13 protein-coding genes and 1 tRNA gene are annotated in these 13,043 nt (G+C 69.5%); 7 read left to right on the top strand and 7 right to left on the bottom strand.

The window, feature by feature from the left end:
- A complete protein-coding gene (locus BLQ91_RS16180) occupies positions 1-1,176 on the top strand; it encodes an MFS transporter (protein WP_090097633.1) in 1,176 nt (391 codons plus the stop codon).
- Here the strand turns inward: BLQ91_RS16180 and BLQ91_RS16175 are convergent.
- Positions 1,152-2,204, bottom strand: a complete 1,053-nt coding sequence (locus BLQ91_RS16175) for an alpha/beta hydrolase (RefSeq protein ID WP_090097632.1) — start codon at positions 2,202-2,204, stop codon at positions 1,152-1,154. The genes BLQ91_RS16180 and BLQ91_RS16175 overlap by 25 nt on opposite strands.
- Before the next feature lie 65 nt (positions 2,205-2,269).
- On the opposite strand from BLQ91_RS16175, the gene BLQ91_RS16170 reads away from it, so the two are divergent.
- The 3 genes from BLQ91_RS16170 to BLQ91_RS16160 all read left to right on the top strand — a co-directional run bounded on the left by BLQ91_RS16170 (position 2,270) and on the right by BLQ91_RS16160 (position 3,841).
- On the top strand, positions 2,270-2,845 hold the full coding sequence (locus BLQ91_RS16170) for an NADPH-dependent FMN reductase (RefSeq protein ID WP_090097631.1): 576 nt from the start codon (positions 2,270-2,272) through the stop codon (positions 2,843-2,845).
- Positions 2,846-2,925: 80 nt separating this feature from the next.
- The gene (locus BLQ91_RS16165) at positions 2,926-3,348 is read left to right on the top strand and encodes an organic hydroperoxide resistance protein (RefSeq protein WP_090097630.1); all 423 of its coding nucleotides are present in this window, start codon (positions 2,926-2,928) and stop codon (positions 3,346-3,348) included.
- A gap of 16 nt (positions 3,349-3,364) precedes the next feature.
- Positions 3,365-3,841, top strand: a complete 477-nt coding sequence (locus BLQ91_RS16160) for a Dps family protein (RefSeq protein ID WP_090097629.1) — start codon at positions 3,365-3,367, stop codon at positions 3,839-3,841.
- A gap of 57 nt (positions 3,842-3,898) precedes the next feature.
- Here the strand turns inward: BLQ91_RS16160 and BLQ91_RS16155 are convergent, their stop codons facing one another.
- Entirely contained in the window at positions 3,899-5,710 is a 1,812-nt protein-coding gene (locus BLQ91_RS16155) for a S9 family peptidase (RefSeq protein ID WP_245733463.1), read from the bottom strand.
- 217 nt (positions 5,711-5,927) lie between these two features.
- Here BLQ91_RS16155 and BLQ91_RS16150 point away from each other — a divergent pair, with 217 nt between their 5' ends.
- Entirely contained in the window at positions 5,928-6,410 is a 483-nt protein-coding gene (locus BLQ91_RS16150; RefSeq protein WP_090097628.1) for a GAF domain-containing protein, read from the top strand.
- A gap of 62 nt (positions 6,411-6,472) precedes the next feature.
- On the opposite strand, the gene BLQ91_RS40305 is transcribed toward BLQ91_RS16150, so the two are convergent.
- The 3 genes from BLQ91_RS40305 to BLQ91_RS16140 form a co-directional block, all read right to left on the bottom strand.
- Positions 6,473-6,700 (bottom strand): hypothetical protein, encoded by a 228-nt coding sequence (locus tag BLQ91_RS40305; RefSeq protein ID WP_143022666.1) that lies wholly within the window; start codon positions 6,698-6,700, stop codon positions 6,473-6,475.
- Between the two features lie 715 nt (positions 6,701-7,415).
- A tRNA-Pro gene (locus tag BLQ91_RS16145) sits at positions 7,416-7,489 on the bottom strand.
- A 19-nt stretch (positions 7,490-7,508) separates the two neighbouring features.
- Positions 7,509-8,462, bottom strand: a complete 954-nt coding sequence (locus BLQ91_RS16140) for a metallophosphoesterase (protein ID WP_090097627.1) — start codon at positions 8,460-8,462, stop codon at positions 7,509-7,511.
- Positions 8,463-8,530: 68 nt separating this feature from the next.
- Here BLQ91_RS16140 and BLQ91_RS16135 point away from each other — a divergent pair, with 68 nt between their 5' ends.
- On the top strand, positions 8,531-9,001 hold the full coding sequence (locus BLQ91_RS16135) for a GatB/YqeY domain-containing protein (RefSeq protein ID WP_090097626.1): 471 nt from the start codon (positions 8,531-8,533) through the stop codon (positions 8,999-9,001).
- Positions 9,002-9,044: 43 nt separating this feature from the next.
- Here the strand turns inward: BLQ91_RS16135 and BLQ91_RS16130 are convergent, their stop codons facing one another.
- A complete protein-coding gene (locus tag BLQ91_RS16130) occupies positions 9,045-9,761 on the bottom strand; it encodes a haloacid dehalogenase type II (RefSeq protein ID WP_090097625.1) in 717 nt (238 codons plus the stop codon).
- 52 nt (positions 9,762-9,813) lie between these two features.
- Here BLQ91_RS16130 and BLQ91_RS16125 point away from each other — a divergent pair, with 52 nt between their 5' ends.
- Positions 9,814-10,467: a GntR family transcriptional regulator gene (locus tag BLQ91_RS16125; RefSeq protein ID WP_090097624.1), complete on the top strand. Its 654-nt coding sequence runs from the start codon at positions 9,814-9,816 to the stop codon at positions 10,465-10,467.
- Here BLQ91_RS16125 and BLQ91_RS16120 read toward each other — a convergent pair.
- On the bottom strand, positions 10,464-12,905 hold the full coding sequence (locus BLQ91_RS16120) for a penicillin-binding protein (protein ID WP_090097623.1): 2,442 nt from the start codon (positions 12,903-12,905) through the stop codon (positions 10,464-10,466). The genes BLQ91_RS16125 and BLQ91_RS16120 overlap by 4 nt on opposite strands.
- Positions 12,906-13,043: the final 138 nt, after the last annotated feature.

The raw sequence follows: 13,043 nt of genomic DNA, 5'->3' as shown, positions 1-13,043 counted from the left end.
GTGAATCTTGCGCCGTTCCGGACCGTCCTGTCCCTGCCGGGGGTCCGGCCCCTGATGCTGCTGATGCTCTTCGCCCGGATCCCTCCCACGGCAGCGGGGGTCACGGTGACGCTGCACGTCGTCACCACGCTCGACAAGGGGTACGCGGCCGCCGGCGCGGTCGGCTTCGCGACCATGATCGGCCTCGGCCTCGGGTCGCCGCTCATGGGCAAGCTGGTCGACAGCAAGGGTTTGAGGTTCGTGCTGGCGCTCAGCCTGCTCGAAGGCCTGTTCTGGGTCACGGCGCCGTTGATGGACTACTACGTGCTGCTCGTGCTGGCGTTCGCCAACGGGCTGGTGGCGGTGCCGATGATGTCGATCGGCCGCCAGGCGCTGACGGCGCTCATCCCCGAGCCGCACCGGCGACCGGCGTTCTCGCTGGACTCGATCTCGGTCGAGCTGTCGTTCATGGTGGGCCCTGCGGCGGGCGTGCTGCTCGCGACGGAGTTCTCGACCGGCACGGCCCTGGTCTCGATCGGCGTGGCGATCCTGGCGGCGAGCATCGTGCTGTTCGTCGTGAACCCCGTGCTGGTGCACGAGGACGAGGACGTCTCCGGTCCGCAGCCGCGCGTGCGGGAGTGGCTGCGCGGGCCGGTGATCGCGGCGCTGATCATCCCGTTCGGCGCCACCATGACGTTGTCCGGCATGGAGATCGCCTCGATCGCGTCGCTGGAGCAGGCGGGCAGGCAGAGCTGGCTCGCGCTCGTCTTCGTCGTGATGTGCGCGGCGTCGGCCGTCGGCGGCCTCGTCTACGGCAGCCTCAGACGGGTGCCGGGCGGGGTGGTGCTGCTGGCCTGCATGGCGTTGCTGGAGATCCCGGTCGGCCTGGGCGACGGCAGCGTGGCGTTGCTCGCGATCGCGCTCATCCCGATGAACCTCGTGTGCGCGCCGACGATCACCGCGTCGACCGAGCTGATCAGCCGGCACGCGCCCGCCTCCGCCCGCGGTCTCGCGCTCGGCCTGCAGGGATCGGCGTTCACGTTCGGCGTCGCCGCCGGCCAGCCGCTCGCGGGGATCGCCGTGGACCACGGCGGACCCCCGCTCGGCTTCGTCGTCGCCGGGCTGGCCGGGCTGGTGGTGGCGGGCCTCGGCTGGGCGTTCTCCCGCCGGCGTCAGGCGGCCTCGGTCACGTCCTGAGCGGAGTTGGCCAGCGCGAAGCCGGTCCGCAGCGCGCCCACGGCCTCGGACACGGCCTCGCGGAAGATCCCGCCGACGCCGAGCACGTTCGCGAAGCCGTGGAAGAGGCCCTCGTGCCGCCGCAGCACGACCGGCACGCCCTCCGCCGCCAGCCGTTCCGCGAAGGCCTCGCCCTCGTCGCGCAACGGGTCGTAGCCCGCGGTCGCGATGTAGGTGGGCGGCATCTTCGACAGGTCCTCGGCCAGCATGATCGACAAGCGGGGGTCGTGGCGGTCCTCGCCGCCGGGCGCGTACTGGTCGAGGAACCAGTCCACCTTCTCGTCGGTGAGGAAGAAGCCGTTGCCGAAGATCTCGCGCGAGCGGCGGCGCACCGAGGCGTCCACGCCGGGGTAGAGGAGCAGCAGGAACGCGATGTCGACCTCGGCGCCGTGCGCGGTCACCGCGGCCAGGTTGCCGCCCGCGCTGTCCCCGCCGAGCGCGATCCGCTTCGCGTCGACGCCCAGGTCCCCGGCCTTCGCGACGGCGTAGCGCAGCACCTCGGCGGCGTCGTCCGCCGCGGCGGGGAACGGCGCCTCCGGGGCGAGCCGGTAGTCGGCCGCGAGCACCCGGACACCGGCCTGCGCCGCGAGGAACCGGCACAGGTTGTCGTGGCTTTCCAAGCTGCCGGTCACCCAGCCACCACCGTGGTAGAAGATCAGCAACGGCGAGCCGGCGGCGAGGCCGTCCGGCGTGTAGAGGCGGCCGGCGAACTCCCCGATCGTGAGCTCGCGCGCACCCACACCGGTGATCTTCGGACCGGCCACGAGCTTCGAGCTCAGCTCCAGGTCCAGTCGGCTCTCGGATGCCGTCCTCGTGCGCCACCCCGTCCCGGACAGCTGCTGCAACCTCAGCAGCAGCTGCGCCTCGGGGTGCAGGTCCTGGCCGTCCAGGCGGATCGGGGTCCCGGCGATGAGCCGGCGCACGGGACCGGGGAGACCGAACGCGAAGCGGAGAGCACGGGCCAGCGCGGCCGCCTGGAAGTTCGACATGTGGTGCAGGTTACTCATGAGTAGTGCTGGATCTCCAGGTATCTGGAGGTGCAAGGATCGTCGTCATGACGGTGACGGTGGTGGGCATCGGAGGCTCGATCAGGTCCGACTCGCAGTCCGAACGGGCGCTGCGGGTGGCCCTGGAGGGTGCTCGCGAACTCGGTGCGGAGACGATCCAGTACAGCGGTCCCGACCTGGTGCTCCCGTTCTACGACCCGTCGGTGCCGGACCGCACCGACATCGCGACGAGAATGGTCGCGGACCTGCGCCGCTGCGACGGCGTGATCGTCGTGTCGCCCGGCTACCACGGCACCGTGTCCGGCCTGGTCAAGAACGCGCTGGACTACATCGAGGACCTGCGCGACGACGAGCGCCCGTACCTCGACGGCCGCGCGGTCGGCACCATCACCGCCGCGCACGGCTGGCAGGCCGCGGTGAACACCCTCGCGGCGGTGCGCTCGATCGTGCACGCGCTGCGCGGCTGGCCGACTCCGCTCGGCTCCGCGATCAACTCCGCGCAGGTCAAGTTCGACGGCGACGGCTCCTGCTCGGACGTCGACGTGGACCGCAACCTGCGGGTCATCGGCCGTCAGGTCGCCGAGTTCGCGCTGCGCCAGGCGCCCCGCCCGGACGTGAACTGAGACACGATCGGGCATTTAGGTCGCGCACGATGCGTTCTCCCGGGTGAAGGGCACCACCCACTGACTCGAGGGAGAGCGGAATGGAAGCGCTGTACACGGCTGAGGCGACTGCTTACGGCGAAGGCCGCAACGGCGAGGTGCGTTCCTCCGACGGTGTGATCGACGAGGTGCTGTCGGTCCCGAAGGAGATGGGCGGCCCCGGCGGCGACGCGACCAACCCCGAGCAGCTCTTCGCAGCCGGGTACTCGGCGTGCTTCAACTCCGCCATCGCAGCCGTCGCGCGTGCCGGGAAGGTTCAAGTTGCGTCTTCCGAGGTAACCGCCAAGGTGGGTATCGGATCCAACGGCACGGGCGGCTTCCAGTTGGCCGTCGAACTGGCCGTGAAGATCCCCGGACTCGACCAGGCGGTCGCGGAGAAGCTCGTCGAGCAGGCCCACCAGGTCTGCCCGTACTCCAACGCGACGCGCGGCAACATCGAGGTGGCGCTCACCGTCACCGTCTGAGGAGGCTCGTTCCACCATGGCCAAGAACCCGATCACCAGCCCTCTCGCTGACGCTGACCGCGACGCTGTCGGCGCCATCCTGCAGGCGACGCTGGTCGACCTCGTCGACCTCTCCCTGATCGGGAAGCAGGCCCACTGGAACGTGATCGGCAAGAACTTCCGCAGCGTCCACCTGCAGCTCGACGAACTGGTCGTCCTCGCGCGCAACGCCGCCGACCAGGTCGCCGAACGAGCGGCCGCTCTCGGTGTCACGCCGAACGGCACGGCGAAGACCATCGCCGCGTCGTCCGGCGTGCAGGAGATCGAGACCGGCTGGCTGAAGGAGGAGCAGGTCGTCTCGTCGATCACGGCTTCACTGGGGTCGTTGATCGCCCGCATGCGCACGCGCATCGAGGAGTCCGACAAGCACGACCTCGTCAGCCAGGACCTGCTGATCGGCATCACGCAGGGGCTGGAGCAGGCGCACTGGATGTGGCAGGCCCAGTCGGCCTGACCCGCGGCGAACGGAAGGCCCGCTCCGCGGTGGAGCGGGCCTTCGTCGTGTCCGGCGTTACTTCGCGAGGTGCCTGCGCGCGAAGTCCACCTCGGCCGCCGTCTGCCGCATGGTCTCGGCGACGACCAGCGAGCCGTGGCCCGCGTCGTAGCGGTACATCTCGTAGGTGTGCCCGCGGGCCGCGAGCGCGTCGAGGTAGTTGTCGATCTGCCGGATCGGGCAGCGCGGGTCGTTCTCGCCCGCGAGGATCAGCACCGGCGCGGTGACCCGGTCGACGTACGTGAGCGGCGAGCACTCCCGGTAGAGCTCGGGAAGCTCCTCCGGGGAGCCGCCGAACAGCGCCCGGTCGAACGCCCGCAGGGGCTCCATCTCGTCCTCGTAGGCGGCGAGGTAGTCGGCGACGGGAACGCCCGCGATGCCGACGGCCCAGCGCTCCGGCTGCGTGCCGACGCCGAGCAGGGTCAGGTAGCCACCCCACGAGGCGCCGTTCAGCACCGACCGCGCCGGGTCGGTGAGCCCGGACTCGACCGCCCAGTCGTGCACGGCGGCGATGTCCTCGAGCTCGGTGATGCCGGGCCGGCCCTCGATGGCGTCGCGCCACTTCGAGCCGTAGCCGCTCGAACCGCGGTAGTTCACGTGCACGGTGGCGAAACCGGCGTCGAGCCACACCGCGCGGTACGCGGAGAAGCGGTCCTCGTCGGAGGAGTGCGGACCGCCGTGGACCAGGAAGACCGTCGGGAACGGGCCCTCGCCCTCCGGCTTCGACACCAGGGCGTGCACGTCGCCGACGAAGACGTCCTCCAGCGGCGCGGACGTCGCGGGCTTGGCGCCGGCCGGCTCGACGAGCACGCGCTCGGTGCCGTCCGTGGCGAGCGCGCGGATGACCGTGGACTTCTCGGCGGACGACCACGAGTACTCGACCGTGCCGTCCGGGCGCACCCCGGCGGAGCCGATCACGCCGGGTGCGGTGTCCAGAGCGGACAGCTCACCGGTCGTGAGGTCGTAGCGGTGCACGGTGTTGCGGGCGTGGTGCGTGTGGACGATCAGCAGCGCGGAGGCGTCCGGGTACCAGTCGGCGGCGACCTCGCCCGGCAGGTCGAGGACGATCTCGCGCTCGGTGTCAGCGGCGACGTCCCAGATCAGCAGCTCCTCGCGGCCGCGGCGCTCGTGCAGCACCAGCAGCCGCTGGTCGCCGCGCACCGGGCTGAACGAGATGGCGTCGAGGCCCTTGCCCTTGCCGTCCCACTTCTCGGCGACCGCCTCACCGGTCTCGGCGTTCAGGGCGCGCAACGCCATGTGCCGGTTGTCGCCGTGCTCGGAGTGCGCGATCACGACGAGCGACTCGTCCTTGGCCAGCGCGCTGACACCGGCGTCGTTGACGTGCTGGTAGAGCACCTCGCTCCGGCCGTCGCGCGACAGCCACACCGTGGTGCCGTCATCGGTCGACGCGGCCACGGCCGTCACCGTGCGGCCGATCTCCAATCCCGCCGGGTAGCCGGGCGTGACACCGGCGACCGCGGGCTCGGCCTTGCTGCCGTCCGCCTCGAAAGGCTCGCGCACCCACACGCCGAACTCGTCGCCGTCGTGGTCGTCGAACCACCAGATCTCGGTGCCGTCCGGGTTCAGCGTGGCGTGCGACGTGCCGTTCGGGCGGTCGGTGACCTTGCGGTGCTCGTCGGTCGCGCGGTCCCAGGCGTAGATCTCCCACACGCCGCTCGCGTTGGAGACGTAGAGGGTGCGGTCCGGTGCGTCGTCGGCCCAGCCGGGCAGGCTCATCCGGGGAGCGGTGAACCGTTCGCGCCACCGGGCCTCGGCGGCGGGATCCTCGAAGAGCTGGTCCGGAATGGCGGGAGAAGGGTGCGTCGTCACGCTTCAACACTAGAGTCCGCCCCAGGCCGGGGGGAGGCGACGATCGGCTTCGACCTCGTGCGGGACCGCCCGCCCCGCTCGCGGCTTTCGTTCTGACGCACCCGGCTTTCGCGCGTGACAGGAGCCGAAGCCGGGTGATCGGTTCAATTGATCGAAACAGTTCCATCCGCCGGAGGAATACCTGGGTGTGAGACCTGTCGACGGTTAACGTTGGCGCATGTCCGAAACGATGGAGCGCCTCGCGGGGGCTGCCACGGTGGAGGAAGTGCAGCGCATCGTGCGCACGACGGCCAGGTCGTCGCTGGCAGCGCACGGTGCGACGGTGGTGCTCCTCGACGGCGACCTCTGCTACTACGCCGACGAGGACTCCATGAGCCCGCTGTGGAAGGGCCAGCGCTTCCCCGCGGTGAACTGCATCAGCGGCTGGGCGATGAGAAATCGTCAGACCGTCGCGATCCGCGACATCCGCCTCGATTCGAGGATTCCCCAGGAAGCGTATCGGCCGACATTCGTGCGAAGCCTGGTGATCTCACCGATCCTGCGCCCGGACCCCATCGGCGCGATCGGGTGCTACTGGGCCGTCCCGCACTCCGCGACCCCTGCCGAGGTGCGGACGCTGGAAGCGCTGGCGATCTCCGCCGGCGAGGCGCTGGAACGCTTTCCGGAGGGCCTGCCCGCGCGGGGCTTCCTCAGCAGGTGATGCTCGCGCGGTGCCGCAGGGGCGAAGGCCGCTTCCCGAGCCCGTCGCAGGTCTCGGCCGGCCTACTGGCGGCCCAGCTCCTCCTCGAAGATCCGGTCGACCTGGCGTGACGCGCGCGAAAGCACCTTGACCGAGAAGACGACGATCGCGATCACGGCGGCGACCGCAACCGTCACCCAGACCGACGTGAGCATGTAAACGATCCCCAGTGACTGCAACACCACAATTGCCTTGGCCGCGATGACGATCCAAGAGCGATGACCGGGATTGGCGGCGGAGGCGGAGTTCATCAGAACATCTCCCGATTTTGTGCAACGAGGGCCGAGCCACTGCCTTCGTCGTCTGGATCAAGGCACCCGTTACGCAACGTGAGTTGAATCGTCAACCTTCACTCGTAAGGGTTAACGTTACGTGGTCGTTCCGCAAGATTTGGTGCGGAACGATGGCTGTCTGTCATAAGGACACGCTGACGTCTGCGGCCGCGCGTGTCGAGTCGTGTCACACGATCGGGTGGCTTATGAAGAACGTTGATGCCCTTCTGCGGTGCGGAGCCGGGACCTTCGACCCTGTGTTGTCGGGCTCTGGTCGCCGGCTTGTCGGCAAACAAATGGCAATACGAATCGTGCTGATGTGGAATTGCATTTTGAGGTCGGGAGGTGATTCGGCTCGTTGGGGGCGCGAGACGAGCGGTGGGACTGCCCCCCGCCTCGGACGACGGCCCTGTCCGCTGCGCCCGCCGCCTGCGTCCGCTGCCGCCGAGTCTGGCCACCAAACCTGGCCGCCACCAAACCTGGCCGCCACCGAACCTGGCTGCCACCACGTCCGGCCGCCACCGAACTTGGCGACCGCCTGCGAGGCCGTTGTCGGCCCGCACCGCCGCCCGGCCTTCGCCCACTCGCGGCCGCCAGTTGAGTGTTCTAGGTCACTCAACCCCGACCGTTCCCTCGGAAAACAAAAAAGCCCCTGTCCGCATTGCTGCGGAACAGGAGCTGATTTGTATTTCAATCGGGGTGACAGGATTTGAACCTGCGACCTCTTCGTCCCGAACGAAGCGCGCTACCAAGCTGCGCCACACCCCGGCTGGGAACGAGTAGAACTCTACATCATGTCCGCCCCAGCTCCGAATCGGACCCCCTCATTTCGGCCCTGACCAGGCGTGACGGGCCTCGGGACGAGGGTCAGCAAGGACGCCTCCGGAGGGCAGCAGAACCGCACCGGCGCGTACGGGGAAGTGCCCATGCCGGCGGACACGTTCATCCACATGTGCGAGCCCCAGCGCGAGACTCCGCGGGCGCGGCCGCGGTCCAGTTCGCAGTTCGTGACGACCGCGCCGTAGAACGGGATGCGGAGCTGGCCGCCGTGCGTGTGGCCGGCCATCACGAAGTCGTAGCCGTCGGCGGCGAACGGGTCGAGCACGCGGGGTTCGGGGGAGTGCGTGACGCCCAGCCGCAGGGCGGCGCCGGGATCGGGGGTGCCCGCGATGTCGGCGTAGCGGTCGCGCTTGAGGTGCGGGTCGTCGAGGCCCGCGCAGAAGATGGCCTGGCCGTTGACCATCACGGTCTTGCGGACGTGCGTGAGGTCTTCCCAGCCCCGCTCGATCATGCCCGCGCGGAGGTCGCGCCACGGCAGCGTCACGCCGTGGATGCGCTTGATCTTCGACGACGGCAGGAGGTAGCGCACCGGGTTCTTGAGCTTCGGGGCGAAGTAGTCGTTGCTGCCGAAGACGAACACGCCCGGCTTGTCGAGCAACGGGCCGAGCGCGCGCAGCGTTCCGGGGACGGCGTCCTTGTGCGCGAGGTTGTCGCCCGTGTTCACGACGAAGTCCGGGTCGAGGTCGGCCAGCGCGGCCACCCAGCGCTGCTTCGACACCTGGTTCGGCGTCATGTGCAGGTCTGAGATGTGCAACACGCGGATCGGCTTCGCGCCGGGGGACAGCACCGGCACTGTCGCCGTGCGCAGGGTCCAGTGCCTCCTCTCGATTCCCGCCGCGTACGCGATGGTCGCGGCGCCTACTGCGGTCGTGGCGAGGAGTGCTCGGCCGAGCTTGTTCACGCGTCAAGGGTACGGAAGGCGGTTAACTCGATCGGCGCGGCATCCGGCGGGCGGTACCGTTCTGCGCCATGGCGGAGTTGAAGACGCGGCTGCAGAACGACCTGACTGTGGCGATGAAGGCTCGGGAGACCGTCACGGCCGGTGCGCTGCGGATGGCGCTCACGGCTGTCACGAACGAGGAGGTCTCGGGCAAGCAGGCCCGTGAGCTCTCCGACGACGAGGTCGTGAAGGTCCTCGCACGCGAGGCGAAGAAGCGCAAGGAGGCCGCGGAGGCCTTCGACGGTGCCGGCCGGGCCGAGAAGGCGGAGCTGGAGCGCCAGGAGCTCGCCGTGCTGGAGACCTACCTGCCCAAGCAGCTCGACGACGCGGAGCTGGCGTCCATCGTGGACAAGGCGTACGACGCCGTCGCCGCGCAGCTCGGCGAGGCGCCGGGGCCCAAGCAGATGGGCCAGGTCATGAAGGCCGTCAACGCCGAGGTCGCCGGCCGTGCCGACGGCGGCCGTGTCGCCGCCGCCGTGAAGGCCAAGCTCACCAGCTGAACCGACGTGCCGCAGCGGCCGGAGCCGCTGCGGCACGCCCACCTCAGAACGCCTTGTCGACCGCGTCCGCGAACTCGCCCATCGACCCGAACTCGAGGTCGTAGCGGTAGTCGCCGGACGGCTGCGGCGTCGCGCCCCAGCCCGGCCTGTCGTGCCGCCGGTTGATCCACACCGACGGCAGCCCCTCCCGCTTGGCGGGAACGTGGTCGTGGAACAGGCTCTGCGCCACGTGCAGCAGCTCCGATCGCTCCACCCCCAGTGAACCGAGCGTGGTGTCCAACGCGCGGAAGTGGTTCTCGGCGGGCTTGTACGCGCCGACGTCCTCGGCGGTGATGATCGCCGCGAAGTCCCCGCGCAGGTGCCGGTTGCTGCCCTCGAACCCCGCGCGGTGCACGTTCGACACGATGATCAGCTCGTAGTGCGCCGCCAGCCTCGCCAGGGCGTCCGCGGAGTCCGGGAACGCGGGCCAGTCCGGCACGGACGACCCCAGCCGTCGAGCCCACTCGTCGCTCACCTCGTGCCCCAGTGCGGCGCCGGTGCGGCGGAACGACTCCGCGAGCACCTCCGGGTAGAGCCGGAACGGCGTCTCGGCCGCCACGACGGCCTCCTGCTCGCCGTACGCGAGCAGCAGTTCCTCGTCCGGCAGCGACAGGCTCGCCGAGCGCGCCCACGGCGACAGCACCGCGGCGATCCCGGTCTCCCAGTCGATGAGCGTGCCGTAGCAGTCGAAGCTGAGCGCCTTGTACGCAGTCAGGTCCATGACGCAAACTGTAATACAGTTCAACTGTAGGGCAACACGTTAGGCTGGCCCCATGTCTGCCCTCGACGGCCTCGAAGTGCGCCGCACCACCACGGCCCAGCAGCTCGCCGACGGCCTGTCCGAACGGATCATGGCGGGCGCCTTCGGCCCCGGTGACCGGCTCCGGGAGAGCGCGATCGCGGCCGAGCTCGGCGTCGCGCGCAACACCATCCGCGAGGCCGTCCGGATCTTGGAGCTGACCGGGCTGGTGCGCTACGAGGTCAACCGCGGGGCCGTGGTCATCGCGCCCACGCCGGAGAACGTCGAGGCCCTCTACACCGCCCGCGAACGCCTGGAGACCGCCGCGCTGGCCCGCGTCCCGCGCCCGGAGCAGCTCGAGGCGATCACGCAGAGGTTCGAGGAGCTGCGCGCGGCCGCGGAGCAGGGCGACACCCGCGAGATCGTCGGACGCGACCTCGCCTTCCACCAGGCGATCGTGGCGCTGCTCGACAGCACGAGGCTCGACGAGTTCTACGCCGGCCTGACCAAGGAGCTGCGCTTCTACCTCACGGTCCTGAGCAAGTCCGAGACACCGGAGCAGGTCGTCGCGGAGCACGAGGCCATCCTCGACGCCCTCCGGTGCGGCGACCGCGACAGAGCGGTCGCCGAGATCCGCGCCCACGTCGACGTGAGCGTGGAACGCCTCAAGGCGATGCTGAGGCCTTAACGGGTCGGCCTGCCCGGCTCGGTCGGCAGGGTGATCGGCGGGCCGTTGCCGTTGCCCGGGTCGCCCGGCGGTGGCGGGGCGCTCGACGGCTCCGTCTGCACCGGCGGCGGCACGTAGCCCGAACTCACCGACAGCGTGATCACCGTGCCGCGCAACGCGTTGCCGCGCGGCGTCTGGCTCACGACCGTCCCCTTCGGCCGGTCGGAGTTCACGGTCTGCTGGCTCGACTTGTAGCCGGCCTGCTCGAGGACCCGCACGGCGTCGTTGACCTGCCTGCCCACGACGTCCGGGATCTGGATCTCGCGGCCGCCCTTGAGGTAGCGCTGCTCCACCTGCGGCAGCGCCGAGACCGGCACGTTCGCGTGCACCTTCGTCATCGTCTCGAACCACGTCCTGGCCGGGATGGTGCCGCCGAAGATGTTGCCGTTGCCGCACAACCGGGGTGCGCCGGTCACGCAGATCGGGCGCGGGGTGATGCCGTCGTTGAACGTCTGCACGGCGCCCGCGAAGTCCGGGGTCGCGCCGATGAACGCCGCCGACTTGTACTCCTCGGTGGTGCCCGTCTTGCCGATCATCGGGCGGGTCCACTTGGCGTTGCGGGCGGCCGCCGCCGCGGTGCCGCCGCCGACGTCGTCCTTGCTCATGCCGGTCGCGAGGCCGTTCGCGAGGCCCTCGGCGACCACCTGCTCGCACTGCGCCTCGTTGACCTGGACGCCCTGGCCGTTGCGGTCCAGCACCCTCGCGATCGGGGTGGGCGGGCACCACTTGCCGCCGCTCACGATGGTCGCGGCGACGTTCGCCAGCTCCAGCGTGGACACCGGCGCCGGCGACAGCGTGAACGACGCGTTGCCGCCGTTCTGCTTGTAGAACTCCGTCTGCGAGATGCGGTTCTGCTTGTCCTTGGCCTTCGGATCGGGCCGGGTGCCCTGCAGGTTCGTCGCCATCGTCTCGCGCATGCCGAGGCGCGACGCCATGTCGACGACCGCGTCCATGCCGGTCTGCTCCTCGAGGATGACGAAGCCGGTGTTCGGCGACGTCGCGAGGGCCTGCTGCAGCGACATGGACGACGGGTAGCTCGAGTCGAAGTTCGACAGGCAGTACCAGCGGGTGCCGGGCTCACCGGTGCTCGGGCAGCGCTGGGCGCCACCCTTGAACACCCGCGACACGTGCGAGTTCGGCGTCGGGATGACGTTCTCGATGCCGAGGCCCTTCTCCAGCGCCGCCGCCGCGGTGAAGACCTTGTAGACCGAGCCCGCGCCGAACTTGTTCTCCACGCCGCTGGGCAGGTCGTACGTCGTCTGCCGCAGGTCCGACTTCAGGCCGTAGTCGCGGTTCGCGACCAGCGCCAGCACCTCGTGGCGTTCCTTGCCGGGCTTGACGACGGCCATCGTGTTCGCGATGCCCTCGGTGGTCTTGGCGACGCCCGCCTCGGCCGACGCCTTGGCCTGCTGGGTGACCGTCCTGTCCAAAGTGGTCTGGATGGTGTAGCCGCCGGTGCGCAGCTGCTCCTCGCTGAAGCCCGCGCGTTGCAGGTAGTTCACGACGTACGAACAGAAGAAACCGTTTTCCGGGCCGGCGCCGACACAGCCGTTCGGCGGGGTGCGGACCGGAGTCGCGAGTCCCAGTCCTTCCTGCTTCGCCGCCTCACCCGCGTCGCGCGACAGCTTGTCGTTCTCGACCATCCTGTCGATCACTTTGTTGCGCCGGTCCAAAGCTTTGTCCGGATACGCTTCGGGGTCGAGCGCTGACGGACTGTTCACCATTCCCGCGAGCATCGCGGACTGGGGAACGGTCAACTTGTCCGGCGTCGTGTTGAAGTAAGCCTGCGCCGCCGCCGCGATGCCGTAAATGGTCGAGCCGAAAGGAACGACGTTGAGGTACCGGGCGAGGATCTCCTCCTTGCCGAGCTTGCGCTCCAGCTGCAGCGAGATCCGGGCTTCGCGCATCTTGCGCGCGATGGTCTGCTCCTGGGCCTTGGCCTGCTCCAGCTTGTTGTTCCGCGCCACGACGTGGACCAGGTAGTTCTTGACGTACTGCTGGGTCAGCGTGGACGCGCCCTGCGACACCGAGCCGCTGACCTGGTTCGTCAGGCCCGCGCGGATGGTGCCCTTCCAGTCCACGCCCTGGTGCTCGTAGAACCGGCGGTCCTCGACCGAGATCAGCGCGGCCTTCATGGTCGGCGAGATCTTCTCGGGCGGTGTCAGCACCCTGTACTGGTCGAACAGGTAGGCGATCGGGGCGCCTTCCTTGTCCGTGACCGTGGTGATCAACGGAGGATCCGTCGTCACGAGGTCGGCGGAGATGCTGTCCACGGTGTCGCTGGCCCTGTTCGAGACGAGACCTGTCGCGCCCACGACGGGGAACAGCATGCCGGCGAGGAGAACCCCAGCCAGCAGGCACAGGCCGAGCATCTTGAGCACGCCATTCCTGACTCGCACGCAGGTCAGCGTACGCCGTACACGAACGGGTGAAGGTGATCAGTAAGTGCCGTTACTCAGCATGAGTAGACATACGCAAGACAGGTAACAGTCGGGTGACCCAGGGTTGGACAGGGAACCGAACGGCACTACAGTCCG

This window comes from Lentzea jiangxiensis (assembly GCF_900104175.1).
Taxonomy (GTDB): domain Bacteria; phylum Actinomycetota; class Actinomycetes; order Mycobacteriales; family Pseudonocardiaceae; genus Lentzea; species Lentzea jiangxiensis.
The sequence above is the reverse complement of the archived record's forward strand: the minus strand, read 5'-3'. Positions and strand labels throughout refer to the sequence as shown.